We start from the raw sequence: 23,710 nt of genomic DNA on the forward strand, positions 1-23,710 counted from the left end.
TCTTTTCTGCTGAAGCACGCTAAACTGTTGCTGCTGAGCAACTTGTAGCAATTGGTGAGTCTCCTTTGCCACCTGCTGGCACTAGCGTTGCGTTATAGGTTTGGCATGACCGGCCACTGCCGGAAACCCATATCCCCCCGCAACGTTTGATCCAGGAGACCCCCGCCATGACTCGTTCACTTCACCTCTGCCGTGTGGTCCTCGCCGCAGTCGCCCTGTCAGCCACCGTCGCTTTCACTGCCAGCTCGCAGGCTGCTCAGCCGCTGGTGCAAATCGGCATCGGCATGCCGGCTGTGCAGCCACCCAGCCAAGTTTTTCTACCCAAGTTCGGCTTCCAAAGTTTCAACCTTAGCGGCATCGGCGACCGCGTGACGTTCGTCGACTGCCACGGCCTCGCCGCCGAAATGGGCCTCGAGACGGGCGACATTGTCCTGCGGCTCAACGGCATGCCGCTCAACTACCATGGAGCGTGGAACGACGCCCTCACGCATGCCATCTACGATGGTGGCGTGGTGACCCTCGCGATCCGCGACGTCAACACCGGCGCGGTGGTCCACCGGACGACTTACCTCAATGGCGGTGCCCCTATCTATGGCCCCGTCACTCCGAAGTCGGGACCAGTTGTCCAGCACTACAAGACGCAGAAGTTCGCCCACCCCGCCGCTCCCAAGTTCGTCCAGCCCATGCCGATCGGTGTCCCCGGACCTATCACGCAGAAATCGATGAACGGCAAAAAGCAAAACAACCTTTCGGGCACCAAGGGACTGAAAGCAAACCCCCAATCGTTCCAAAAGTTCGGAAAGCTCGTTCAGAAGATTGGTGAATAACCTCGCAGAGGCGAACGACTCGCTAGCGGCGAAAAACAAAAAACCGGCCGGTGCTCGAAAGAGTGCCGGCCGGTTTTGTTTTGTGTGTGGGGTAAGCATCTTGCTTGCCATGCCTACTATTGAATGCGGCAGGAGGGAGACTTTCGAGTCTTTGGTCACGCTGCCAGGGAGCAACTTTTACGAACTCCAACTATTTGACTTCGCAGGAATAGCAGGCTTGCTGCGGCCAATATCGGACCCAGGGTGCGCGGTTCGGGCACAGCATTTACGATGGTTACGGTGTTACCCGCGATGGCGTCGAAGCCATCGAACTCTTCCGGATAACGTGAGTACAAAGAAGGGTCAACCCAGATATTGTCGAGTGTGGGTATACTCAACAGCACGTTCAAGTTGCTTGGATTGATATCCGTGAAGGTTAGACCCACAATTGACAACGAAACTATCGAAGTACTCTCATTGACCAAAGTGTCGAACGAATCCTTCGATAACGCGGCGTCATCCAAGATAAGAGAAATGATCTTGTTCGAGTCGATCAAGATAGTTTCAAGATGATCGAACGTTGCCCCCATGAGGTTTAGTTCCGCGAAACTGTTTTGGCTTAATGCCAGAAACCTCAGCTCTTGCAGTCCCGAGAACGCATGTGACTCGATGGTCGCAATGGCATTGCGATCTAACCTAAGCGTATGCAGGCTGGTCAGGCTACTAAAATCGCTTGCCTCAACGCTAGTGATTGCATTCCGGTACAACTTGAGCGATCGTAAATTGGGCAGATTGGAAAAGTCGTCCACCTCGATGCTGGAGATGGAGTTGCCATGCAAGTCGAGCTCTTGCAGACTGAGCAGACCGCTAAAGTCACCCGACTCTACGCCGGTGATATCATTGCTACTTAAGTCGAGCTTCTGAACATTGCTCAGTCCGCTAAAGTTACCCGACTCAATGTCGGAGATGCGATTTCCGCGCAGGTCGAGTTCTTGAAGACTCGGCAACCTATCAAAAGTGTTCGACTCGATGTTAGAAATCTTGTTGTAGCCAACGTCAAGAATTCGCAGACCGCCTAATCCATTAAAATCGGCAGGTTCAATGCTGGCGATGTAATTGAAGCTCAAGTCGAGGGTCTGTAAGTTATTGAGATAATCTAAGTCGCCGGATTCGATGCTAACGAAGCGATTACTTTGTAAGTTAAGAGTTTGTAAGTTGGTCATGCCCCTCAAATTGACGGAGCCGATACTGAGAACTTCATTGTCGCTGAAAGAAAGTGCCTGAAGGTTAGTCAAACTTTCCAAGTCGCCCGCCTCGATGCTAGAGATCGGATTACTGCTCAGACTTAGCCATTGCAGATTGGTAAGCCCACTGAAGTCGTCTGGCTCGATACTGGAAATGGAATTGCTTCCGAGGTTAAGGGATTGCAAGTTGGTCAAGCCACTGAAATCGCCGGCCTCGATACTCGATATGGAGTTGCCGTGTAAAGCAAGAAATTGCAACCCGGTTAGCCCACCGAAGTCGCCAGGTTCGATGCTGGAAATCTTGTTGGAGCTCAAATGGAGTGATTGCAAATTGGTTAGTAAGCGTGTTCCGTCTAGGTCCTCAATTCCATCGAGGATGAGAATTAAGGACCCCATCGCTTCTGCTGGGGCAGTCGGAAAACCAGCCACCTCGCCCACATCTAGCAGACCATCATTATCGTTGACAAAAGACTGAGCAGAAGCGTCGCCGAAGACCGTAGCTGCAAAAAGTGCGGCAGAGAACGCAAATAGCGGATTCTTCATCCGTAGTCTTTCAATCTGAGTCGGTACTTTGCCCCAAGAATCGCTACCGACAACTGCTTTACTAGCATAGCAGATTTTTGAGCAACGCTCAAGCGTCGCGGCATCCAAGCCCTCCGGCAAACCCACGACTTCAGCGACTGGCTATACGCGTCACATGTATGGAAGGCAGATAACGACCCTAAGCTCTGCATAACTCAGCAACAGGCCAACCAAAGGATGGTCGCCCTACTTCCCACCCAACTCATGCACCATCTCCACCAGCGCTCGCGCGTTCTCCGGTGGTGTCTGCTGCAGGATGCCATGTCCTAGATTGAAGATATGCCCCGGGCGGTAATCGAAAGAGTCGCGGGCTCGAGGCGCATAGGATGTGGAAGCTCGGGCTGTTCAGAGAGGAAACTGCGGTTCGACGACATCCGATGTTATGATTTAAGCACCGGCACTTACTCGATTCGTGAATCCCCGCGGAGATTTAACAGTGACGTACTCTAAGATCGCAAGGGTGAGCTTGCTGCTGTTGGTTGGCTGCTATGTATCAAGCCATTGCTCGGTGCGGGCTGAGGATAACCGGTTTGATGCGATTATCGACCAAATTTTCGACCGTCATTCGGATGACGATTCGGAGGATGAAAAGCCAGAACCGGAAGTACGCCCTTTTCCAGGCAACCTTTCCTTAGTAGTTGGTGGTGGCCAGAGAGTAGTCGGTCAAAGTCTTGCCGAGCGATTTGGGGTTTCTGCGATCGCCGCCGCTGGAAGGGAAGATAGACCGGAGGTGCCGGTGATCTGGGCATCGCCTGCGGTAGGCAAGCTGCAACGCTTACTCGCGCAGCCACTGAAAAAAGAAGGCTTCAAATTCAAGGACACGCCATTATCGGAAGTGGCCGACTTCGTGAGAAAAGAGTATGAGATTAAGGTACTGCTGGACCTTCGATCGCTCGATGATTTGGGGCTTTCCCCAGACGATAAGCTCGATGCGAACCTAAGTGAGATATCGTTAGGGGCGGCATTGAAGACCGCGCTGCTCCAGGTCGATCTAACTTACATTCTCGCCCACGATACGGTAGTGTTTGTTAGTGAGGAGGAAGCCTTCGACTGTCCTTTGGTCGGAATCTATCCCGTCGGCGACCTTCTCGAAGTAAAGCATGACGAAGCTGCAACTTCGAAGCCGAAGGGTTTGGCACAACACCCCGAGGACATTGCTCGCCTTAAGGAGATCATCGAGGCTACCTGCGGTGTGGATAGCTGGGGAGGCGGTGAAAGCTACATCGTTGCTATGCAGCCCAGCTTGTTGATCGTCAGGCACCGAGAACAAGTGCACGTTGAGATCCAGGATCTCCTCTCGGCGTTAAGGCTAGCCAAGCAGCATCGGTTCGCGATGCCCTTAAAGCATCTGGAGAATAAGACGCGGCCTGCGAATCGTGCCAAGCGCAAGGCGAAGCCGAAGCAACGCAGCGGAAGTATGGGTGGTGGCTCTGGTAGTTCCGGTGGGCGCGAACTCGGCGGCGGTGGTGTGTTCTAGTCAACACGTTGAAGCGGCAAGCAGTGCTCGAACTGCCAATGATAAGATTGCTACCGATCACGATGGTGCGTCGTTTTTTTTCGGCAGTGTCATGTAATGATCCAGGCGCAAGTCCCGCTCGCTATTCGCTCTTTGCGACTCTGCGTCTTTGCGTGAGAAAATGTTCGGCATTGGCTCACTTCAAACTTTCCGGGGGCGAGGGCGCCCCGGCTCGCGTTAGAACAGAGGCACTCGACTTCTTCACAGCTGCGGTAGAGCCTCTATCGGCATGAAAGACGTTCGCTCGTCGCTAAAGCCATTCGATGTCGTAGCCGACTTCGCCAAGCTCCAGTTCACCCACACGAAACCCTAGACGCGAAGTCGCGAGGGTCTTAATTGCTGCAAGCCAGTTCTCCCATTCTTCAACATCAATATTGTATGCATTAAATTGCAGGCCGCTTGGTTCTACGGACGCGTTAATGCACTTCTCGGACTCAGCGAAGGAAAACCAGTAGGGAATCCCGTCTTCGCCCTTGCCACCTCCGCCGTATCCACACCATCCCGGCATCTCCTCGAACACGCTAGGCACGAGCGCCCAGATGCTTTCGGGAAGATCATAACGAATATTGAGATTGCGCGATTCGTAGAAGCCAGCACTCATGGGTGTTACTCCGCTCGAAGAAAGCTCTACAGGTTCTCGTGAGTCGACATCTACCCCCCACTCAACTCATGCACCATCTCCACCAGCGCCCGCGCGTTCTCCGGTGGCGTCTGCTGCAGGATGCCGTGTCCTAGATTGAAGATATGCCCCGGGCGGCGTTCGGCTTGGTCGAGCACGGTCTTCACGCGGTGGCGGATGGTGTCGCGGTCGGCGAGCAACACTAGCGGCTCGAGGTTGCCTTGCACGGCGCGGTCGTAGCCGATTCTTTTCCAGGCCGTGTCGAGATCGATGCGCCAGTCGACGCCGACGACGTGACCACCTGCCGCGACTTGCGATTCGAGGAGCTCGGGGTTGCCGGTGCCGAAGTGGATGACGGGGACGCCGGGCGTGAGCGATTCGATGAGCTGCTTCACGTGCGGCGCGACGAACGTGTTGTAGTCGCCCGGCCCCAGGCAGCCGACCCAGCTGTCGAACAGTTGCACCACTTGCGCGCCGGCGGCGATCTGGGCGTTGAGGTATACGGCGACCGAGCGCGCCAGCCGACCCATCAGCGCGTCCCACGCTCCGCGATCGCGGTACATGAGCGTCTTGGTGTGCAGGTAGCTCCGGCTCGCGCCTCCTTCGATGGCGTAACTTGCCAGCGTGAACGGCGCGCCGGCGAAGCCAATCAGCGGAATGGTATCTGGCAGGTCGGCGCGGGTCTGTCGTACCGTCTCAATGACGTAGTGCAGCGCGTCGGCGCTTTCGAGGTCCACCACGCGATCGATGTCCGCGGCGTCGCGTACCGGATTGTGAATCACGGGCCCGTCGCCCGGCGCGAACTCGAGGTCGAGTCCCATCGGTTCGAGGATTGGCAGGAGATCGGAGAAAATGATCGCCGCGTCGACCCCCAGGTACTCGACCGCGGTGCACATCACCTCGCTGCAAAGTTGAGGATTGCGGCACAGTTCGAGGAAGCCCATCTTCGCGCGGACCTCGCGGTACTCGGGCATGTACCGGCCCGCTTGTCGCATGAGCCACACCGGCGTGAAGTCGGTCGGCTCGCGACGGCACGCCTTCATGAACGCGCTTTGATCGTACGGCTTGGCGTCGGATGCGGTGGGCACGGTGATGGTCGATATCTGCGCCACGCGCCGTTTTCGTTCGAGCACTCCCTCGGCGGCGTCCGCGACGCGTTGTACCAGGATGCCCATCTTCGGCGGCGACGCTTCGTAGTCGATGGGCAGTTCAAGCTCGCGCATCGCATCGCTGCACGTGGGACCAATCGACGCAATCATCATTTGGCGCGTAGCGGCGCGAACTTCGTCGATCAATCCCAAGTCCTCCGCCATCTTCAGCACGTTGCGAACTTGATTAGCGGAAGTGAACATCGCCACGTCGAGCTCACCGGCGGCCCAACGACGAATGTTCGCTTCGAGCGGCGCGGTGTCTTCGGGAAAGTCCCACGTGTAAACCTGCAAGCGATCAACCGTCGCGCCACGCGCTTCGAGCCCCGCGATGAGGCTGGGGTTCGACGTGCCGTACTCTTGCAGGCCGATGGTGAGGTTGGCGACGGGGAGGTCGGTGTCGAGTGTGGTGAGGAGTTCGCGCCAGGTGTTGGGCTCGGGGACGCGGATCGTTGGCGTGAGGCCCAGTTCTTTGAGCACTGCGGTCGGCTTTGGTCCACGGACCACGGTGGTGGTGTCGGCCATGGCGTCGAGCAGTCGCTGGCGACCAACGTGCCGCTCGACGGCGTCGACAAAGTGCTTGGTGCCAACGCCGGTGAGCAGGATGAAGACATCGATCTGCCCGGTGATCAAGCGATTGGCAAACTCGACCGCCGCGCGATGATCGGCAAGTGGCACCTCGCGCATCGAGGCACTGGCGAACGCCTCGCCGCCGGTACGTTCGATCATGCGTGCGATCTCTTCGTTGCGGCGACTCTCGAACGACGCCACACGCAGTCCGCGAAACGAGGGCTTGGCGTCGGTCATAGTGGATTGGTTGGCGAGAGTATTTGTTAAGCGGGGCAAGCTGCACGATCAGCTTAGTAACGATACCGAAAACGCGGTCGTGTGTTTTCCGAAATCGAAGGTCACCTCTGCGCGGATTGTGCGTGCTAGCATCATTCTAGGTGACGCGTGACCAATTCTCCACCGGCGAGAATTGTCGAGAAATCTCATAAGGCACGAGGGCGTGCGACGAAACGAGCGACGTTTCGCGAAAGAAAGCGTCGCGTACAAAAATCGATTGAGTGGGTTGTTGACATTTCGCGTTGACTTCGCACAATAGCGATCGCGGTGGACGTCATTACTTGATGTCACAACTTTTGAACGCGGACCTTCGTTCACCGCTCGATGCGAATGGAACACGTTACAGATGAGGTCACCGTTGCTCGCAGAGTGACGTCGACTTTTTTGCGGGACCTTCCTCCCCTTCATAAACCGCTGGAGTGTGATCTTCAGCGGTTGTGGCTTTCAGGGACTTAGTACGATCAATGTCTGGCCGCGCTTGCGCGCAGTTGGATGGAGGTGCAGCGTTGCTTGTGTCGCTGCACTCTTTGATTTTGCTGGGGATTGGTCACGGTGTGGGCGCTGCTCGAAAGATTCTTGCAGCGTGTGTGTTTCAGGCGTGTCGCGATTATCTCCTGACTTGCTCTGCGTTCGCGCAGTCGCTCGATAAAAGGGGAGCTCGACCGATGGAACGACGTAGACGGCAGCTGTCGTGGGCTCAGGACACCCTCCCCCATTTTTATCGCAGGGCGAAGTAGGCTAACTTCATCGCGGAGCGATAGAGGCTAAGTTGGCACACACAGGCCCTCGCATGCCCCAAGCTCTGTTGGCTCTCGGTTCGAACCTGGGCGACGCTCAGGGGAACATTCAGCGAGCCTTGGCCGAGCTCAACCTGTTGCCGGGCGTATCGCTCGGCAGTTCCAGCACGGTGCACGCCACGCGCCCCATTGGCGGTCCGGCTGGTCAAGCCGAGTTTGCCAACGCCGCGGCGATCGTCGCGACGGAACTCTCCCCCAGCGAGCTTCTCGCCACGCTTCAGTCGTTGGAGCTCGCGATGGGCCGCCAGCGATCCGAACGCTGGGCCGCTAGGGTGATCGACGTGGATCTTTTGCTCTACGACGAGCAAATCTTGCGCACCGATAAACTTCTCGTGCCGCACCCGCGGATGAGTTTCCGGCCGTTTGTGCTCAACCCTGCCGTCGAGATTGCGAGTGATTGGGTGCACCCGCAACTCAGAATAACGCTGGGCGAGCTTCATCAACGCCTGCACCACGGCGGCGATGCCGTGATGATCTACGGTGGGTCGCCCGTCGATCGGCATTGGCATGCTGCGTGGCTTTGCGAGCGATTCGCGCAACTGTCGATTGCATTGGAGTCGGAGCAAGAGACGCTGCTTGCGGTGGATACCGACGCGATCTCTGGCCAGCCGCGACTCGCGATCCAGCTGCAAACATCGGACGAAAGCCCACGTTCAGGGCTGCCGACGCTTGCGATCTCGGCCGCCGGTCGTGACGAGGTGACGTTCGACACCGAGGCCGCGGTGGTGGCCGTTTGGCCCGACCTGGGTGGCGGGGCAGGGGGCGAGTAGAATTGGGCACTCCGATTCCTTACTCGTAGCACCGTCAGGCGAACGTTCATGACTTCAGTTGCTCTCCCCACCATCGTCCGCACCGGCGAGGAGATTCGCAAACGGGTTCGCGATGCGCAGCGTTCGGGCCAGCGCGTCGGCGTGATTCCAACGATGGGGGCGCTGCACCGCGGGCACCTGAGTCTGGTGGACGCCGCGCGCGAAGAGTGCGACTTGGTGATCGCCACGGTGTTCGTGAACCCCACGCAGTTCGCTCCGCACGAGGACTTCGATCGCTACCCACGCGACCTCGACCGCGATGCCGCGCTCCTGGGCGAGCGGCAATGCGACTTGGTGTTCGCGCCGTCCGTCGACGAGATGTACCCCAAGGGTTTCGAAACATCGGTGGACGTGGGGAGTGTCGCCGATCCGCTGGAGGGGGAGCGGCGACCAACTCATTTCGCGGGTGTGGCAACCGTCGTGCTCAAGCTATTGAACCTGGTGCCGGCCGACTTCGCCTACTTTGGTCGGAAGGATTATCAGCAGACGCTCGTCGTCGGCCAGATGATTCGCGACCTGAATTTGCCAACGCAGCTTCGGGTGTGTGCAACGGTTCGCGAAGCGGATGGCCTGGCGATGAGTTCGCGCAACGCCTACCTCTCGCCCGACGATCGCCAGCGTGCGGTGGCGCTGTCGCAAAGCCTTGCGCTCGCAAGTCAGATGGTCGACATGGGCGAACGCGATGTCGTACGACTCCGCGCGGCAATGATGAATGTTCTAGACCAAGCTGGCGGTATCGATCTCGATTACATTTCGTTCGTTCGCTCGGGCACCATGGATCCCGTCGACAGCATTGCTAGCACCACGGTTGTGTTAATTGCGGCGCGAGTTGGCAAAACGCGGTTGATCGACAACCGCGAAATCGGGTAATCGCGGCTAGCGCCGGCGTGACCAAGGGCAAATCACCAATCACCAAGGTGAGCCGACTTCATTGGTCATTGTTAATTCGTCATTGGTCATTCAGATCCCACTTCGCCCCAACTCCGATGCGTTCGCCTCATGTGCAGTAACCTCTTCACCATTCCCAGCCAACTATTCGGCGTCCCCGTGTTTGGGTTCGGGCTGCTGCTGTTGGTGTGGGTAGTGACTGGAGTGATTTGGGCCGTGCGGATGTCGAAGCCGCCGGGCTCGAAGGACGAACTTCTCGCTGGCCTTCCTGTGTTTGCTTTGGTCGCCGGGGCAATTGTTTTCCTGCCTCGCGTATTTCCCGAAGGCTTTCCCGTTCGCGGGTACGGCGTGATGCTGGTGATCGCGGCGATTAGTGGCATGAGCTTGGCGTACGTCCGCTTTCGCCAGGCAGGGCTCAACCCCGAGCTATTGTTCTCGCTCGCATTCTGGATGTTCATTCTCGGCATCGTCGGTGGGCGTGTGTTCTACGTTGTTGAGTACTGGGAAACCATCTACGCACCGCTGCCGCTCGGCACGGCGATCATCGAAGCCTTGAAGTACGCCAACGGTGGCCTCGTGGTTTATGGGGCATTGTTCGGAGCCGCGGCAGCCTTCGTCTGGTTCGCGCGGCGACATCGCCTGCCGATGCTGGCGCTCGCCGATATGATCGCCCCGAGTCTGGTTGTCGGTCTCGCGTTTGGTCGCATCGGTTGCTTGCTCAATGGCTGCTGCTTTGGTGGCGTGTCCGACGTGCCTTGGGCGGTGACGTTTCCGCAGCAGGACGCCGGTCGTTACAGCCCACCCTATGCCGCGCAGCTAGCATCGGGTGAGTTCTACGGAATGCATCTCGTCGAGCGCGATGGCAAGGTAGTGGTATTCCAAGTTCAGCCGAACAGCGCAGCCGCCAAGGCAGGTATAGCCGAGGGCGATGTCGTAACTCATCTGGCCGGTGTTCCGATGAAAGGTCTGGAAGACGCGGCCAGTGTGTTCAACAACACGCTCAACGAAGAACACACGCTTCCCATTCGGTTCGAAGGCAAATCCGAAGTGGTCCTGCCCGCAGCAAACCTCCCGCCACGCAGTTTGCCGGTGCACCCGACGCAGTGGTATGGTGCCGTGAACGCGGCTCTTTTGGGATGGCTCTTGTGGACCTACTATCCGTTCCGCCGGCGCGATGGCGAGGTGATTGCCATGCTGCTCACGCTCTATCCGATCGCCCGTTTCCTGCTGGAGATGATCCGCGTGGACGAGGCGTCGTTCATGGGTACCGGACTGAGCATTTCGCAGAACGTTAGCATCGTGCTGTTTGTAACGGCGATGGCCCTGTGGGCCTATCTTTATCGGCAGCCGCAGGGTCGCGAGTTCGACCCCCCCGGCATGGCTGCCGCCGTCTAATTGCGGCCTTACGAAGTCCCCCGCAAAGTTTTCCAGGCATTCCGAACCGGCCTTGGCGGGGGTGCGTAGAGATTTGCGGTGAGCTGATCAACCAGCTGGATGGCACCCCCCTCGACCGACCGCCGGCCCTTTTCCCCCTTGGGGGCCGGCGATGTCGGCGGGAGAAATCTACTTGGCCTGCGAGGTTGGCGAATTCTCTTCGCCGCGCGATGGGCCCGTGCGTATTCATTCCCGATTCGTTTCGATTCATTGATCTTTTGGAGTACAGAACATGAGAAAACGCTGGCACAAAGTTGCCCTCTGTGCGGCTGGCGGATTCGTTGCCGCTGGCCTGACGTTGAACGCCTACGCCGTGGATGACGCCGCGAAGGCCGAGGACGAAGGTGTCGTGATTCAAGTCGGCCCCGAAGGCGCCGGCGACGAGGTGATCCCCGCCGAACGGGGTGCCCCCCAAGGCCTGCCGGGACAATTCCATCCGTTCATGATGCCCGGTGGTCCGGGTGGCATGGCGATGCCGTCGCAGCCGGTGTCCCCCTACTACATTGGCATCGCAGCCATGCCGGTGGACGAAGCCCTTCGTTCGCACGTGAATTTGGAAGACGGCGTTGGACTGTTGGTTCAAGGTGTGTTCGAGGGTAGCCCCGCGGACGAGAGCGGTTTCGAGCCGCACGACATCTTGGTGTCCGCCGACGGCAAAACGCTGCACGAGCTTGCCGACTTGGTAGCCGTGGTCGATTCGCACGCGGGCGACGAGATGAAGGCGTTCGACATCGAAATCATTCGTCACGGCCAGCCTCAAACCGTGTCCGTCACGCCCGCCGATCGTCCCGAGAGTGCTGTGGTCGAACCGCAACAAGGCTTCGGTGGTATCGACCCCCAAGTGCTCGATCGTTTGCGTCAGCTGCCCCAAGGTTTTGGCAACGGCAACGCCCAAGTGTTCCGCATGCCGGGCCTCAATCTTGATCAAGTGCCCGGCAACGTGTCGGTGCAAGTTCACCGCAATGCCGATGGCACTTCGAAGGTGACCGTCCAGCGTGGTGAAGAGAAGTGGGAAGTCACGGCTGACGACGCCGAATCGCTGGCGAAGCTTCCCGAAGACCTGCGTCCCATGGTCGAAGGCATGCTCAACGGCAACCCCGGCGGTGGCATGTTCGAAATGAACTCAGGGCTTCCTGAAGACCTGCAGCAACGTCTGCAACAAATGGAAGAGCAGATGCAGAAGATGCAGGAGCAGATGCTCGACAAGACCGACGCCTCGCGGGCCGAAGTCGAACGTTAGAGTGTGATCGCGCAACAGGTTGTGTAAGAGCCACGGTCGCGGGGCAGGCGATCGTGGCTCTTCGCTTGCGCGAAGGGCGAGCCGGGAGCGTCAGCGACCGGACTGAACGAAGGGTGAATACTCCGGTCGCTAACGCTCCCGGCTCGCCTAACCCGAAATCTGCGTCAGGCTCGAACTCCGCCTAAGCTGTCCGCACGCGGCGTTGATCTTATCGCCTTTGCGGTGGCGGAAACGCACAGCGAGTCCGCCCGCTTCGAGGATCGTGCGAAACACTTGCTGCGCTTCCACAGAGGGCGTGCCGTAGGGCAAGCCGGCCACCGGGTTGTAGGGGATGACGTTCACCAGGGCCGTGCGACCCGCGAGCAGCTTCACCAGTTGCTGGGCGTGGTCGGGCCGATCGTTGAGATTCGACAACAGCACGTACTCGAACGTTAACCGCCGACCGCTGTGCTCGAAGTAGTAGTCGGCCGCGTCGAGGATTTCGCCGAGCGGCATCTTCGAGTTCACCGGCACGATCTGGTTTCGCAGCTCGTCGTTGGGTGCATGTAGCGAAATGGCGAGGCGATACCGCGTGTCGAGCTCGGCCAGTTTGCGAATCTGCTTGGGGAGGCCTACCGTCGAGATCGTGATTCGGCGATGGCTGATGCCGAGGCCATCCTCACGGGCGATTTGATCGAGCGTTGGTAGCAGCGCGGCGAGGTTGGCAAGCGGTTCGCCCATGCCCATCACCACGATGTGGCTCAGGCGTTCCTGCGGATCGAGTAGGCGTTGAAGCAGCAGCACTTGCTCCAGGATTTCGCCACTCGTCAGATTGCGATCCACGCCATCGAGCCCGCTCGCGCAAAAGACGCAACCCATGCCGCAACCGACCTGCGTGCTGATACACAGCGTCCGGCGGACCTTGTCGCGGAGCAGCACGCACTCGATCTGCCCACCGCCGTCGAGCGTGAGCAGTAGCTTCTCGGTGCCATCGTCGGCCGTCGTGTGACGCGTGATGGTGCTGGTCCAAAGCGTGAACGACTCGGCAAGCTCCTCACGAAGTTTCTGTGGCAAGTCGCTCATCGCCGCGAACTCACCGGCACGCCCTTCGAACAGCCACCGGCGAATCTGCTTGACGCGAAACTTCGGCAACTTCCGCGCAGCGGCCCACTCAGCGAGCTGGCCGTCGATGTCGTTGAGTAGGTGGGGAAGTTGCATGTGGGCTAGTTAGCGACGGATTTACACGGATGAAACACGGATAGATCCGCAGTTGATAGGAGTATCCTAGTCGCTAATGTCGGAAGTAACAGGAGGAAACGGAGAGAACAGAGACAGGTAAATAGGTTGGATGTAGTTTTGCGATGCAGAATGCCCAGATGCACCTCACCTCATAACTTCTCCGTTCCCTCTGTTGTCTCCTGTTCAGAATCCGTGTTTCATCCGTATAAATCCGTGGCTCATTAATTACCCAACACCCCCGGCACCCAGCCGTGCAAGTAGTAGGCTTTGGGCGAGGCGACTTCGCCCAAGGTATTGAGGTCAAGCTTCGTTGCCGGTGCCTTGGCCGAGCCGAGGATGGCGTCGAACGCACCCGGTGGCTTGTTGTATTCTACACAGCGAACGTCTTCGAGCGTGCTGTCTTTGCCGGCTAGTTCTGCGGCGCGGGCCAGGGCGTCTTCGAGGTAGCCGATCTCGTCGATCAGCTTGAGCGCCTTCGCTTGGTCGGCGGTAAAGATTTGGCCGGTGGCGATGGCGTCGAGGTCCTCGGGGTTATCCTTATACATCGGCCGGCCTTCTTTGATCTTGTCCTTAAAACTGGTCAGCATCTCGTCGACCAAAGTTTGAAGGATGTGGCGCTCTTCCTCGGTCATTGGTTTGGTAAGGCTGCCGAGGTCCTTCAGCGGGTTGCTCATGATCGAATCGTCCACCACGTTCCAATCTTTGAGCAAGCCGGACAGGTCGTAGTGGGGGATGATCACGCCTATGGAGCCGGTGATCGTCGCCGGCTCGGCGTAGATCGAGTTCTCGGTGTCGCCGACCGCGGAAGCCAGGTAGTAACCACCGCTGGCGCAGATGCTACCCATGCTCACCACGATCGGTAGCGGCTTGCCCTTGGCATCCCCCTCGCGACTTTCGCCGGTAGCCAGCTCGCGGAGTTTGTGGTGCAAGTAGTCGCTGTAGGTTACCGTGCCGCCGGGCGAGTTGATCCGCAGCACCACGGCCACCACGTTCTGGTCGGCCTTCACACGGTCGATCTGCTCCTTGATGAACGTATCCGCTTCGCTGATGGTCCCGGCGACGCTGATGATCGCCACCTTGTCGGTTGCCGTTTTGCTGCCGGCGTAGTAACGCTCCTGCGGGCCGCCGGGGGTATTGAAGTAGCTGTGGTAGGCGGCCTGCATGCCGACGATCACCAGGATGGCAAACACGAGCGCGGCGATCAGGAACTTGCCATACCGGCCGAACATGCTTTCCTTCTGCTGGATCACAATGGTGGTGGGGGCGGGCGAGGAATCGGCGGTCGACATCCTGAATACTCCGGCGTGGACGGGCTACAAACACACGGGGGGCGGCAAGCTACTCCGCTAGCACTCCCCCGCGGCAATCCTTCATTCTAAACCGCGGCGCGAATGGGCACAAAGCGCCACGCCCCGCGGGCGATGGGTGTTGCCAACATCGCGCGAAGGGGGGTACAGTAGGCCGGCAGGGTGGCCATTTTGGGCAACCCTTTCTGGCGACAACGGACTGGCAAAGGACTGACATCGTGTTTATCTGTGCTTCCACTGAGTGTTTTCCCGGCCTGGGACCCAAGGAAGTTTTGCAGCAATTGGTCGATCTCGAGTACACCTCGACCGAGCTAGCACTGCACGAAACCGACGGCTGGATGAAGCCCAGCGAGGTGGTGGCCGACCTCGAGCGAGCCATCGGCGTGTGTGGCGACATCCACCGGATGCACGTTGCCGCGCTGTCGATCGAGATCGAAGCCACCGGCGATGACTACTACAAGCAGTTCGCCGCGTGCTGCAAACTGGCCAAGGCAATTAAGGTCGTGACGCTGGTCGTCCCCTCCTCGGAACTTGGCACGCCATTCAACGAAGAGATCGAACGCCTGAAGAACATGGTGGCGCTCGCCTCGCTCGAAGGGGCTGTGGTCGCCATGAAGACCACCATTGGCTGCATGAGCCAGGACCCCGATACTGCTGCGGTGATCTGCGACAACGTCAAAGGCCTCGGCCTGGCGCTTGACCCCAGCCACTACATCGCCGGGCCGAACCAGAGTCGCAACTACGACAAGGTGATGAAGTACGTCCGCCACACGCACCTCCGCGACACCTCGAAGACCGAACTGCAAGTCCGCGTCGGCCAGGGCGAGGTCGACTACGGCCGGCTGATGCAGCAGCTCGCCAAGGAAAAGTACAGCCGGGCCCTGTCGGTGTTCATCACCCCGATGGAAGGGGTCGACCACCACGGCGAGATGCGCAAAATGCGGCTGTTGCTCGATAGCTTGCTGTAATTCGAGCGGCGAAAACGACTTTTCCCCTAGCCGGACCTCCACGAGGTCCGCGAACAGCCCCCGTCGCCACAGAACCTCGCTCCCCCGGCGGGGTTTCTTCTTTCGTCGGCGTTGGTCAGCTAGCCGGCGACCGGATAGACTAGACTTTACGAGCTCGGCGCGTGGTTTGCGCGGGGCGATGTCCACCAGCCACCCGCGAGCGCGTGCGTGAGCGTCAGTCAGACCATCATCGACCGCTATACCCAATCCGACCCCGACGTGCGGCTGATGCTGCGCGTGGCGGCGGACGATGCGCACGCGTTCGAGGAACTGATGCGTCGCTACCAGAACCGACTGGTGGCCGTGCTCGCTCATTTGGTGGGTCGCCGCGATATGGCCGAGGACCTGGCCCAGGACGTTTTTCTGCGAGTGTACCGTGCCCGGAAGAAGTACGTCCCGGCGTCGAAGTTTAGTACCTGGCTGTTCACGATCGCCAACAACGTCGCCTCGAACGCCTTGCGAACCCTCGCCAGACGCAAAGAAGTCAACGTCACCGCCGCTCCCGACTCGTCGGGCGCGAACCCCATCGAACACACCGCCCTGGCGGCCAGCGCCCTGATGCCGACCCGCCAGCTCGATAAGGCCGAGATGTCGGAAGTCGTGCGCATGGCGATCGAAACCCTGAACGAGCGGCAGCGCATGGCGGTGCTGCTGGCGAAGTTCGAACAACTCAGCTACGCCGAAATCGGCGAGATCATGGACATGACCCCCCAGGCCATCAAGTCGCTGCTTTCCCGCGCAAGAACCAACCTCCGCGAAGTGCTAGAACCTTACCTAGAACAAGGCGAAGCCCTAAAGGTTTAAGAAGAAGTGAGTAAGTAACCTAACCCCGCCGTCCCCCCCCCAATCCCTTTCGTCATTCGTCATTTCGTCTACCATGTCCACTCCTGGCCCCCAATCCGACGATCGCCTGAGCGAAGAGCTCGTGGCGTATCTCGATGGCGAGCTCTCCGTTGGTGAGAGCGAGTCGGTCGAGTCGCGGCTGCACCAGGACGATCATGCCCGGAGCGAGTTGCAGAAGTTCGACCGCGTGTGGAACGCGCTCGACGATCTGCCCCGCATCACGGTGGACGACACCTTCACGCGGACCACCATCGAGATGGCAGCCGTCGAGGCACGGAAGGAGCTGGCCCATGAGACGGCGATGCTCCCTATACGGCGGCGTAATCGTTGGTTGAAGCTGGCGGCTCTCACCACGGCGGCAGGGCTCATTGGCTTTGCGGCCATCGCGGCGTTGGCCCCTAATCCCAATCGCGAGCTCTACACCAATCTGCCGGTGATTCTGGAGCTGGACGCTTATTCCGAAGTCCGCGACATCGAGTTCTTGCGCTTGCTGCACGATCAGGCGGGCGACTGGCTACTGAGCGAGTGGGGCGCGGAGATTGAGAAGCCCGTCTCCGACCTCGCCGCCGTGACGCCGGCAAGTTACACCGAGCGGCGAGAATTCGTCACCGCGCTCCCGGCCAGCGAACAAACCGACGTGGCGAGCAAGCACCGCCGCTACGAGAGCCTCACTCCCGAGATGCGAGACGAGCTCAACGAGTGGCACCGCACCGTGGCCGCCGCGCCCGACGCCAAGGAGCTGCAGAAGACCCTGCTCGCCTACTACGCGTGGGTGTCGCAGCAGGGGGAAGTCGAACAAGCGCGACTGCGTACGCTGTCCGCCGCCGAGCGCCTTGCCCGCGTGCAAGAGATCCAAGCCGAAACCGAGAAGCGAAACAAGTGGCACCTGTCTCCCCGCGAGGCGTCCGCCTTGCGATCGACGCTGGACGAGTTGGCGAACAATCCAGAGATGAAACGACTTCATCAAGCTATGGTCAAGTCGTTGCCATCCCTGGATAAGTTGCCCGAGCGACTTTCGCCCGATCGCGCGGACTTGTTGCGAAAGCTCCGAAGGATGAGCCCGCAACAAACGATGCTCTTTGTCATGTGGCTATCGTCGGGTGGCCGAGCCGAATTCATGAATCCGGCTATCGTCGCGTATCGCGATGCGATCGAGCAGCACCTAGTCGCCGCGATCGACCCATCCATGCTGGCCAAACTTCCGGAAGAGCCTTTAGGGCGGACGCGGCAACTTGCCGTGTGGCTTACCGTGGCTTCGAGACCACAGGGCAAGCCTGACGTCGCGACGCTCGAAGAGTATTTCTTCAGTGACAAACTCACGGAAGCCGAGCGGCAGGAGTTACTGGCCAAGCCGCTGGAGCAGATGCTCAAGGAACTCGAAGTGCTTTACGCCCGCGAGTTCGCTGACGACGATCAATTCTGGTCCGAACTACGCGGCGGACCCTTCGGTGGCGGCCGACGCGGCGGCTGGGACCGTGGCCGCGATGGACGTGGGCCAGAAGGTCGAGGAGACGGTCGACGCGATGGCGAGCGTGGCCCAGGTGATCGAGGGCCAGGAGGCCGAGGAGACGACGATCGCGGGCCCCGAGAGCGTGGTCCCGGCGGTCCCCCAGGCGAGCGTGGCGGCCCGCCATTTGGCGAGCGACCCCCCTTTGGTGAAGGCCCACCCTCCTTCGGCGAAGGCCCTCCACCCCCACCACTTCGGCCCGAAGGGTGAACCGAACTGGCGAGCCGGAAGCGTGGGCGCCCGGAGGTTTCGTACGATGGCGTTTTCCAACTCCGGTCGCTAACGCTCCCGGCTCGCCTTACTAGTGTCGCTCCGCGGCACCCAACTGCTGGCGATGCACCACGCCGATCGCCAGGCCGACAGGATCGTCGCGGTCGGTGAGAATGGTTTCGTAGCGTTCCCAGTCGCCACTCTTTGCGGCTAGATCTAGCAGCCGGGGTGCGAAGGGCGAAAGCTGGGCGTCGGCGGGTATTTCACGCGCGAAGATTTCCATCGCTTCCTGGGCGTGCCCCGTGCGTTCGAGCAGGACCAGCAGCGTTTCGAGTGGCGCGGTCCCATCGCTGGCGAGGTCCGACTCGTCCGCGCGGGCGCGGAAGTAGTCGAGCGCCGCCGGTACTTCGCGACCCAGCGTGGCTAGGAAGAAATGGCGGTGCGATTCGTAGAGGTCCTCGAAGGGAGCCTCGCCGGCGTACTGCAAAGTCGTGTCGAGCCTGGCCCCGTATTCCGCGAGACCCAAGGCAAGTTCCACGAGTGGCGGAACGGTAAGCACTCGCGCGAATCGAACCGTGGCCGCTAGGTGCGATGCGTCCACGTGCGAAGCTTGGACCTCGAACAACCAGTCGCGACCTTCCATCAGCTCCGTGACCGTCGCGCGGGCAGCGGGCTTCGTTGGCTCTTGGCGTCCGATGTGGTTGCGGAGGTTTTCACGTAGTTCGCGATCGACATGCCTTACGAGCACCGTCGCGCACGCGGCGAGGTCTTCGTGCGACAACTGATGGGCGAGCCCTTCGAGCGTGGTGATCGCGTTGCAAGTGCCAAGGTGCCCGAGCATCCAGCCGTAACCCCGCTCGACATCGACCCCTTCGTACAAGGCGAGTTCGATCAAGGGTTCAATGTTTTCCGTCGTGGGGACCGACCGGGCGAGCGCCGCCCGCATCATTCGCTTCTCACCCGCGGGTCGCAGGTAACGCCATGCTTCGCGGAGTCTTCCCGCATCGAGCAACAGCCCACCCACTTCGCGACACGCGGCGGTGTAGTCGTTCTCAAGCGTTGTCCGCGCAGGCTCGGGCAGGTCGTCGAGCGAAGGCGAATCGGTGAGCGAAAGCCCGAGCCGCGACCGGGCCTCGACGAGTCTCGCTTCGAAGAGTTCGTGCCACCGACCCGCGGCGGCGAGTTCGTGGGCGAGCCGGCTGAAGAGTTCGTCGGTACTCATGGACGAGTTGGAGAGCGTTTCGAGGTTCATACTTCCATTGTACCGCGCGGCCACAATTTTTGTGGATTGCTTTGTAGAAGGGCTCTCCCGAGCCCGATGTGGATTCTACTGCGGAGCTGACCCTTAGGCATCGGGCTCAGAGAGCCCTCCCACAGGTTCTCTCCTCTCCCTCTACAACGAAAAAACCCGGCTTCTCGCTGGGCGAGAAGCCGGGTTTCGTGTTGCACTTCGAATAAGCTCGGGGAGAGCTTAGATCATCTCGTAGCCGTTTTGGTATTCGGGCTTGACGATCGACATCAACTTGGGGTTGCCCGGAGTCATCGTCTTGGCATCCCACTTCACCGGCTCACCACTCCAGACGGCCAGGTTGCCGAGCAGGATGGTTTCGGTCAGCGGACCGGCGTAGTCGACGAAGTTCGACATGGGGGTCTTCGAGCGATCCTTAATCGCATCGTAGAATTCACGCTCGTGGCCACGCGAACGGGGGTATTCGACCTTCATCGGCTCAACGCCAATGAACTCGATACCTTGTTCGGCGTAGTCGCCAGCGGCGTACAGCTTGCCCTTGTCGCCGATGAGCATGACGCCCGATTGGCTGGGGGCGGGGCTGCCATCGCTGTTCTTCATCGTCACTTCGCTGAACATGCTGTTGTCGGGCTTCTTGCCGCCGTCGTACCAGTACAGCGTGAACGCCTCGCGGTCGCCCAGCTTTGGGAACTCGTACTTGATGGTCGACCACTCGGGGTAGCTATCGCCGTTGTGGCCCGAGGTCTCGGCCGAAACCGAAACAGGGTCACGCATGTTAAGACCCATGAACGGCAGGTTGCAGGTATGGCAAGCCATGTCGCCTAGAGCACCGGTGCCGAAGTCCCACCAGCCACGCCATGCAAACGCATGATACGCACCGGGAGCGAACTCACGCTTCGGCGCGACGCCGAGCCAGAGATCCCAATGCACGTTCTCAGGAGCGGGCTGACCGCTGGGGCGAGGGCCACCTTGCGGCCACACGGGGCGATTGGTCCAAACATGGACTTCGCTGACGTTGCCAATGTTACCAGCTTTGACCTGATGGGCTGCTTCGCGCATCGGGTTGTGGGCCGTGTACTGATTGCCCATCTGGGTAACCACGTTGTTCTCCTTGGCGATTTCGCCAAGGCGTCGTGCTTCCCAAATGGTGCGAGTCATTGGCTTCTGGCAATACACGTGCTTGCCCGACTTCATGGCAGCAGCGGCAACCACGGCGTGCATGTGGTCAGGCGTGCTGACGACAACGACGTCGAGCTTGTCGCCCATCTTGTCGAACATTTCACGGTAGTCGTTAAACGTGGCGCCCGACTTCATGACCGACTCTTTGCCGGCCAAGGTCTTGTCGTCGATATCGCATAGCGCGGCGATCTTGCCAAAGCGGCTGGCGTTGGTCACGTCCGAGTCGCCCTTGCCACCTACGCCCACGCATCCGATCTGAAGTTTCTCATTGGGCGATTTGCTCTGGGCTGAAGCTACCCCTCCCAGCACCCAAAAGCCTGCGCCCACTGCAGCGGTGGACTGCAGGAAGTCGCGTCGATTTTGATGATTCGGCATCGTCTCTCAACTCCTCAAGATTGTGAAAAAACACGAAGCGGGTGCAGCCTACCGAGGGGCAGAATCGACGGGCGTGCCTTGGCCGACCAGCGAGGTCGCCAAAGATATCTTACCCAAATGTTGCGGCGGATTCAAAACGTCGGGCACCTGAAACTCGCCGGAAATCCTTAATTGAGAATTTCTCGCCCATCGGGGCGTTTCGCGGTATAAAGGTAGGTCCCCCCGCGACTTGTTTCTAAAGTCCATAGTCCAACTTCCCAGCTCGTGGTGTTTAAGATGCGCTCATTTTCCCGACTTCTGGCTGTTTTCTCCCTGACTTTTGCCTTGGGGACCACCTGCTCCCTGGCCCAAAGCACCACGGCGACCGACGACGCTGCGGTTGCCCACGCCAAGAAGCTGCTCGCCCTGGTTACGGTGAACCCCGCAGGCGAGGTGACCGCCATTAACCTGGACGAACGCCCGGTGAGCGACGACCAGCTGGAGCCACTTTTGGGAGCCAAGAAGCTCACCAAGCTCTCTCTCTGGGGCGCCAACATCACCGATGCCGCGCTCGACACCATCGTCAAGTTCGAGAACCTCTCTGACCTGTCGCTCCGCAACACCAGCATCACCGATGCGGGCCTCGCGAAGCTCAGGAAGCTACCGAAGCTCTCGTCGCTGAATCTCGAACGAACCACGCAGATGACCAACGACGGCGTGAAGCACCTCGCCGAACTGCCGAACCTGACGTACTTGTTCTTGCTGTTTAATCGCGTGAACGACGAGGGCGTGGCTCATCTGGTGGGCGCGCCGAAGCTGCGACTGCTCGACCTGCGCGGCTGCACCATCACCGACGAGGGGATGAAGAGCATCGCCCAGATTCCGACGCTTGCCGCGGTGAAGATTCGTAGCTCGTCCGTCACCGACGCCGGCATGGCCGAAATGGCCAAGCTGCCGAAGCTCAAGGGCCTAACGCTGCAAGACACGGCCATCACCGATGCGGGCCTCGCGTCGATTGCGGGCCTCAAGGAAATGGACGATCTCGACCTGATGCGTGCCGCTCTGACCGACGACGCCCTCGAGCACCTGTCGGGCATGACCAAGCTCCGTCACCTGACGCTGCGTGGTACCTACGTAAACGGTTCGGGCTTCCCGCACCTCGAGAATTGCAAGCTTCTCCGCAAGCTCGACGTCAGCGAAACCGGCGTCGACGACGCGGGGCTAGAGTACCTCACGGACAAGGACAAGCTGGTGTACCTCAATTTGTGGAACACCATGGTGACCAACGAAGGCCTGCAGCACATCAACAAGCTCGGCTTGCTGTACCTGAACCTCGATAACTCCACCGTCGACGACGAGGGCATGGCCATCCTCTCATCGCTGCCGGCCTTGACCACTTTGTCGATCGAAGGGACCGACGTCGGCGACGAAGGTCTTGCGGAACTCGGCAAAATCAAGACGCTCGATCGCATTACCGCGCGGCTGACGCTGATCACCGAAGCGGGTGTCGAAGCGATCCACAAGATGCTGCCCGGGGTGGTCGTCGAGTGGGACGAGTAGGTCCGTACGGCGGAATTTATTCCGTTACCTGCCCGCTAAGTTAGCGATCGCTCTGGAGTCCGTCCGCGGCCGGGGACGGCCCGGCTCGCTGGACGCGAGGCTTGCTGCTTCTGTGGGAGGCCTCTCCGAGGCCGATGACCCTTCAACAATGTGCAGCCTGCAAATCGGGCTCAGGAGAGCCCTCCCACAAGTGCTGCGGGCGTAATCGCGCCAGCCGCGCCAATCGGCCTGCGAAGTTCCAGGGGCCGAGCAAATTCCCAGCGGAATGAATTCCGCCCGACCGCGCGGCGTGATTAGTCTGAAGGGCATGGATACGCCCTTTGCACTCGTCGCCGAACCCTCGCCTTACGACTCGCCGCAGACCACTGAGTCGGCACCCCGCGGGGTGCTGTGGGTGCTGCAGGCGGCGGGGGCGACGCTCGCTATTTCGGCGTGGGGCGTGCTGCTTTTGCACGTGGTGTTGGTGGTACGCGCCGAACATCGTCTGGCCGCGGTGCTGGAAAGTGCCGAGCATTTTTCGCAGCTTCCCGGCGTCACCGAGCGCGAGCTCGTCGACTACACCCATCGGCAGCTCGGCCGCCAGCGGTTCGATGGGGGCACGCTCAAACTCGGAGCCGCTCCCCATGCGAGGGTCACGGTCGAGGGCGTTAAAGCACAGCCCGCTGGTTGGCTATCGCGTGTCACTAGCACGGCGTCGAGCTGGCTCGCGGGCGAATCGGCCGTTGAGGTCGGTGCCAGCGACACCCCATCGCAAGGGTTCTTCGCCAAGTAGAACGTCTAGAGCGGAATGAACCGCACCGTGCGCAGCCCCACCGATTCCACCGGCGTCTCGCCGAGCGTGCCGTTGACGACTTGGAGCAGGCGCTCACGGAACGCAACGAGATTTGGATCGGCGATTTCCGCGGCCGTTGTCTGTCGTAGGGCGATGATCACGGCGTGACGCAGCCGATAGTCGATCGACTTCAGCGTCTCTTCGAGCTTCGGCACTTTGTGCCTCACCGTGGTGCCAAACAGCTCGGCTTCGATCTCGATGGGCGTGGGGTCGAGCTCGGTGCGGGGCAGGGTAGTGCGAAATTGGCCGAGTTTCACTTCTTCGAGCCGCGTCCGAATCGCCCGGTTGTGCGCCGCGTCGAGTAGCTTGTCGTTGTCGTAGCAACCCATCGTCGCACCGAGCGCGAACACGAGCGTCATGGTTTGAAGAAGGTAACGATTCATAGCAGCGCAGCGCCGAGCGTCTGGTTTCAGCATTCAATTCAAGTCTTGCTCAGTCCGAAGCTCACGTGGGGTTGCGACGGTCGACGCAGCCGATTCCGCGCTCGCCGAAGGCGTTATAATCCTCCTAGTCGT

At 59.9% G+C, this 23,710-nt stretch carries 19 protein-coding genes and 1 pseudogene; 11 read left to right on the forward strand and 9 right to left on the reverse strand.

Annotated features, from left to right (window positions below; translation table 11 throughout):
- The first annotated feature begins 167 nt into the window (after positions 1-167).
- Positions 168-827 (forward strand): hypothetical protein, encoded by a 660-nt coding sequence (locus tag SH292x_RS01685; protein WP_442483843.1) that lies wholly within the window; start codon positions 168-170, stop codon positions 825-827.
- A 155-nt stretch (positions 828-982) separates the two neighbouring features.
- Here SH292x_RS01685 and SH292x_RS01690 read toward each other — a convergent pair whose 3' ends face one another.
- Together SH292x_RS01690 and SH292x_RS01695 are read right to left on the reverse strand one after the other, a co-directional pair.
- On the reverse strand, positions 983-2,719 hold the full coding sequence (locus SH292x_RS01690; RefSeq protein ID WP_442483844.1) for a leucine-rich repeat domain-containing protein: 1,737 nt from the start codon (positions 2,717-2,719) through the stop codon (positions 983-985).
- Positions 2,720-2,818: 99 nt separating this feature from the next.
- Positions 2,819-2,923 (reverse strand): annotated as a pseudogene (locus tag SH292x_RS01695) (uroporphyrinogen decarboxylase family protein); the annotation flags it as partial.
- Positions 2,924-3,092: 169 nt separating this feature from the next.
- Between SH292x_RS01695 and SH292x_RS01700 the strand changes: the two are divergent.
- Positions 3,093-4,109 carry a hypothetical protein gene (locus SH292x_RS01700; RefSeq protein ID WP_442483845.1) on the forward strand — a complete coding sequence of 339 codons (1,017 nt, stop codon included), beginning with the start codon at positions 3,093-3,095 and terminating at the stop codon, positions 4,107-4,109.
- A gap of 289 nt (positions 4,110-4,398) precedes the next feature.
- On the opposite strand, the gene SH292x_RS01705 is transcribed toward SH292x_RS01700, so the two are convergent.
- A complete protein-coding gene (locus tag SH292x_RS01705; protein ID WP_442483846.1) occupies positions 4,399-4,749 on the reverse strand; it encodes a hypothetical protein in 351 nt (116 codons plus the stop codon).
- Between the two features lie 50 nt (positions 4,750-4,799).
- Complete coding sequence (gene hemE / locus SH292x_RS01710; protein WP_442483847.1) at positions 4,800-6,722, reverse strand: uroporphyrinogen decarboxylase; 1,923 nt, start codon at positions 6,720-6,722, stop codon at positions 4,800-4,802.
- Between the two features lie 829 nt (positions 6,723-7,551).
- On the opposite strand from hemE, the gene folK reads away from it, so the two are divergent.
- The 4 genes from folK to SH292x_RS01730 all read left to right on the forward strand — a co-directional run bounded on the left by folK (position 7,552) and on the right by SH292x_RS01730 (position 11,929).
- Complete coding sequence (gene folK, locus SH292x_RS01715) at positions 7,552-8,328, forward strand: 2-amino-4-hydroxy-6-hydroxymethyldihydropteridine diphosphokinase (protein WP_442483848.1); 777 nt, start codon at positions 7,552-7,554, stop codon at positions 8,326-8,328.
- 48 nt (positions 8,329-8,376) lie between these two features.
- A complete protein-coding gene (gene panC, locus SH292x_RS01720) occupies positions 8,377-9,237 on the forward strand; it encodes a pantoate--beta-alanine ligase (protein ID WP_442483849.1) in 861 nt (286 codons plus the stop codon).
- Positions 9,238-9,366: 129 nt separating this feature from the next.
- Entirely contained in the window at positions 9,367-10,650 is a 1,284-nt protein-coding gene (locus SH292x_RS01725; protein ID WP_442483850.1) for a prolipoprotein diacylglyceryl transferase family protein, read from the forward strand.
- Positions 10,651-10,921: 271 nt separating this feature from the next.
- Positions 10,922-11,929, forward strand: a complete 1,008-nt coding sequence (locus SH292x_RS01730; protein WP_442483851.1) for a S1C family serine protease — start codon at positions 10,922-10,924, stop codon at positions 11,927-11,929.
- A 147-nt stretch (positions 11,930-12,076) separates the two neighbouring features.
- Here SH292x_RS01730 and rlmN read toward each other — a convergent pair whose 3' ends face one another.
- Positions 12,077-13,126: a 23S rRNA (adenine(2503)-C(2))-methyltransferase RlmN gene (gene rlmN / locus SH292x_RS01735; RefSeq protein ID WP_442483852.1), complete on the reverse strand. Its 1,050-nt coding sequence runs from the start codon at positions 13,124-13,126 to the stop codon at positions 12,077-12,079.
- Between the two features lie 242 nt (positions 13,127-13,368).
- Positions 13,369-14,436, reverse strand: coding sequence for a signal peptide peptidase SppA (sppA, locus tag SH292x_RS01740; RefSeq protein ID WP_442483853.1), 1,068 nt, complete (start codon positions 14,434-14,436; stop codon positions 13,369-13,371).
- Positions 14,437-14,672: 236 nt separating this feature from the next.
- On the opposite strand from sppA, the gene SH292x_RS01745 reads away from it, so the two are divergent.
- The 3 genes from SH292x_RS01745 to SH292x_RS01755 all read left to right on the forward strand — a co-directional run bounded on the left by SH292x_RS01745 (position 14,673) and on the right by SH292x_RS01755 (position 18,021).
- Positions 14,673-15,422, forward strand: coding sequence for a sugar phosphate isomerase/epimerase family protein (locus SH292x_RS01745; RefSeq protein ID WP_442483854.1), 750 nt, complete (start codon positions 14,673-14,675; stop codon positions 15,420-15,422).
- Positions 15,423-15,629: 207 nt separating this feature from the next.
- The gene (locus tag SH292x_RS01750) at positions 15,630-16,265 is read left to right on the forward strand and encodes an RNA polymerase sigma factor (protein ID WP_442483855.1); all 636 of its coding nucleotides are present in this window, start codon (positions 15,630-15,632) and stop codon (positions 16,263-16,265) included.
- 73 nt (positions 16,266-16,338) lie between these two features.
- Positions 16,339-18,021, forward strand: a complete 1,683-nt coding sequence (locus SH292x_RS01755; protein WP_442483856.1) for a hypothetical protein — start codon at positions 16,339-16,341, stop codon at positions 18,019-18,021.
- A 91-nt stretch (positions 18,022-18,112) separates the two neighbouring features.
- Here the strand turns inward: SH292x_RS01755 and SH292x_RS01760 are convergent, their stop codons facing one another.
- Positions 18,113-19,243 (reverse strand): hypothetical protein, encoded by a 1,131-nt coding sequence (locus SH292x_RS01760; RefSeq protein ID WP_442483857.1) that lies wholly within the window; start codon positions 19,241-19,243, stop codon positions 18,113-18,115.
- A gap of 249 nt (positions 19,244-19,492) precedes the next feature.
- Positions 19,493-20,824, reverse strand: coding sequence for a Gfo/Idh/MocA family oxidoreductase (locus tag SH292x_RS01765; protein WP_442483858.1), 1,332 nt, complete (start codon positions 20,822-20,824; stop codon positions 19,493-19,495).
- Positions 20,825-21,148: 324 nt separating this feature from the next.
- On the opposite strand from SH292x_RS01765, the gene SH292x_RS01770 reads away from it, so the two are divergent.
- Positions 21,149-22,363, forward strand: coding sequence for a hypothetical protein (locus tag SH292x_RS01770; RefSeq protein ID WP_442483859.1), 1,215 nt, complete (start codon positions 21,149-21,151; stop codon positions 22,361-22,363).
- Positions 22,364-22,628: 265 nt separating this feature from the next.
- The gene (locus SH292x_RS01775; protein WP_442483860.1) at positions 22,629-23,135 is read left to right on the forward strand and encodes a hypothetical protein; all 507 of its coding nucleotides are present in this window, start codon (positions 22,629-22,631) and stop codon (positions 23,133-23,135) included.
- 5 nt (positions 23,136-23,140) lie between these two features.
- Here SH292x_RS01775 and SH292x_RS01780 read toward each other — a convergent pair whose 3' ends face one another.
- Positions 23,141-23,578 (reverse strand): flagellar basal body-associated FliL family protein, encoded by a 438-nt coding sequence (locus tag SH292x_RS01780; protein ID WP_442483861.1) that lies wholly within the window; start codon positions 23,576-23,578, stop codon positions 23,141-23,143.
- Positions 23,579-23,710: the final 132 nt, after the last annotated feature.

Source organism: Aeoliella fuhlenseeensis, from assembly GCF_052161615.1.
Classification (GTDB): Bacteria; Planctomycetota; Planctomycetia; order Pirellulales; family Lacipirellulaceae; genus Aeoliella.

What these genes read in the sequence shown, in the direction of transcription:
- panC (WP_442483849.1), top strand. Translation starts at nt 8,377, where the DNA reads ATGACTTCAGTTGCTCTCCCCACCATCGTCCGCACCGGCGAGGAGATT.
- SH292x_RS01725 (WP_442483850.1), top strand. Translation starts at nt 9,367, where the DNA reads ATGTGCAGTAACCTCTTCACCATTCCCAGCCAACTATTCGGCGTCCCC.
- SH292x_RS01775 (WP_442483860.1), top strand. Translation starts at nt 22,629, where the DNA reads ATGAATTCCGCCCGACCGCGCGGCGTGATTAGTCTGAAGGGCATGGAT.
- rlmN (WP_442483852.1), bottom strand. Translation starts at nt 13,126, where the DNA reads ATGCAACTTCCCCACCTACTCAACGACATCGACGGCCAGCTCGCTGAG.
- SH292x_RS01765 (WP_442483858.1), bottom strand. Translation starts at nt 20,824, where the DNA reads ATGCCGAATCATCAAAATCGACGCGACTTCCTGCAGTCCACCGCTGCA.
- SH292x_RS01755 (WP_442483856.1), top strand. Translation starts at nt 16,339, where the DNA reads ATGTCCACTCCTGGCCCCCAATCCGACGATCGCCTGAGCGAAGAGCTC.
- sppA (WP_442483853.1), bottom strand. Translation starts at nt 14,436, where the DNA reads ATGTCGACCGCCGATTCCTCGCCCGCCCCCACCACCATTGTGATCCAG.
- hemE (WP_442483847.1), bottom strand. Translation starts at nt 6,722, where the DNA reads ATGACCGACGCCAAGCCCTCGTTTCGCGGACTGCGTGTGGCGTCGTTC.
- SH292x_RS01760 (WP_442483857.1), bottom strand. Translation starts at nt 19,243, where the DNA reads ATGAGTACCGACGAACTCTTCAGCCGGCTCGCCCACGAACTCGCCGCC.
- SH292x_RS01730 (WP_442483851.1), top strand. Translation starts at nt 10,922, where the DNA reads ATGAGAAAACGCTGGCACAAAGTTGCCCTCTGTGCGGCTGGCGGATTC.
- folK (WP_442483848.1), top strand. Translation starts at nt 7,552, where the DNA reads ATGCCCCAAGCTCTGTTGGCTCTCGGTTCGAACCTGGGCGACGCTCAG.
- SH292x_RS01780 (WP_442483861.1), bottom strand. Translation starts at nt 23,578, where the DNA reads ATGAATCGTTACCTTCTTCAAACCATGACGCTCGTGTTCGCGCTCGGT.
- SH292x_RS01705 (WP_442483846.1), bottom strand. Translation starts at nt 4,749, where the DNA reads ATGAGTGCTGGCTTCTACGAATCGCGCAATCTCAATATTCGTTATGAT.
- SH292x_RS01685 (WP_442483843.1), top strand. Translation starts at nt 168, where the DNA reads ATGACTCGTTCACTTCACCTCTGCCGTGTGGTCCTCGCCGCAGTCGCC.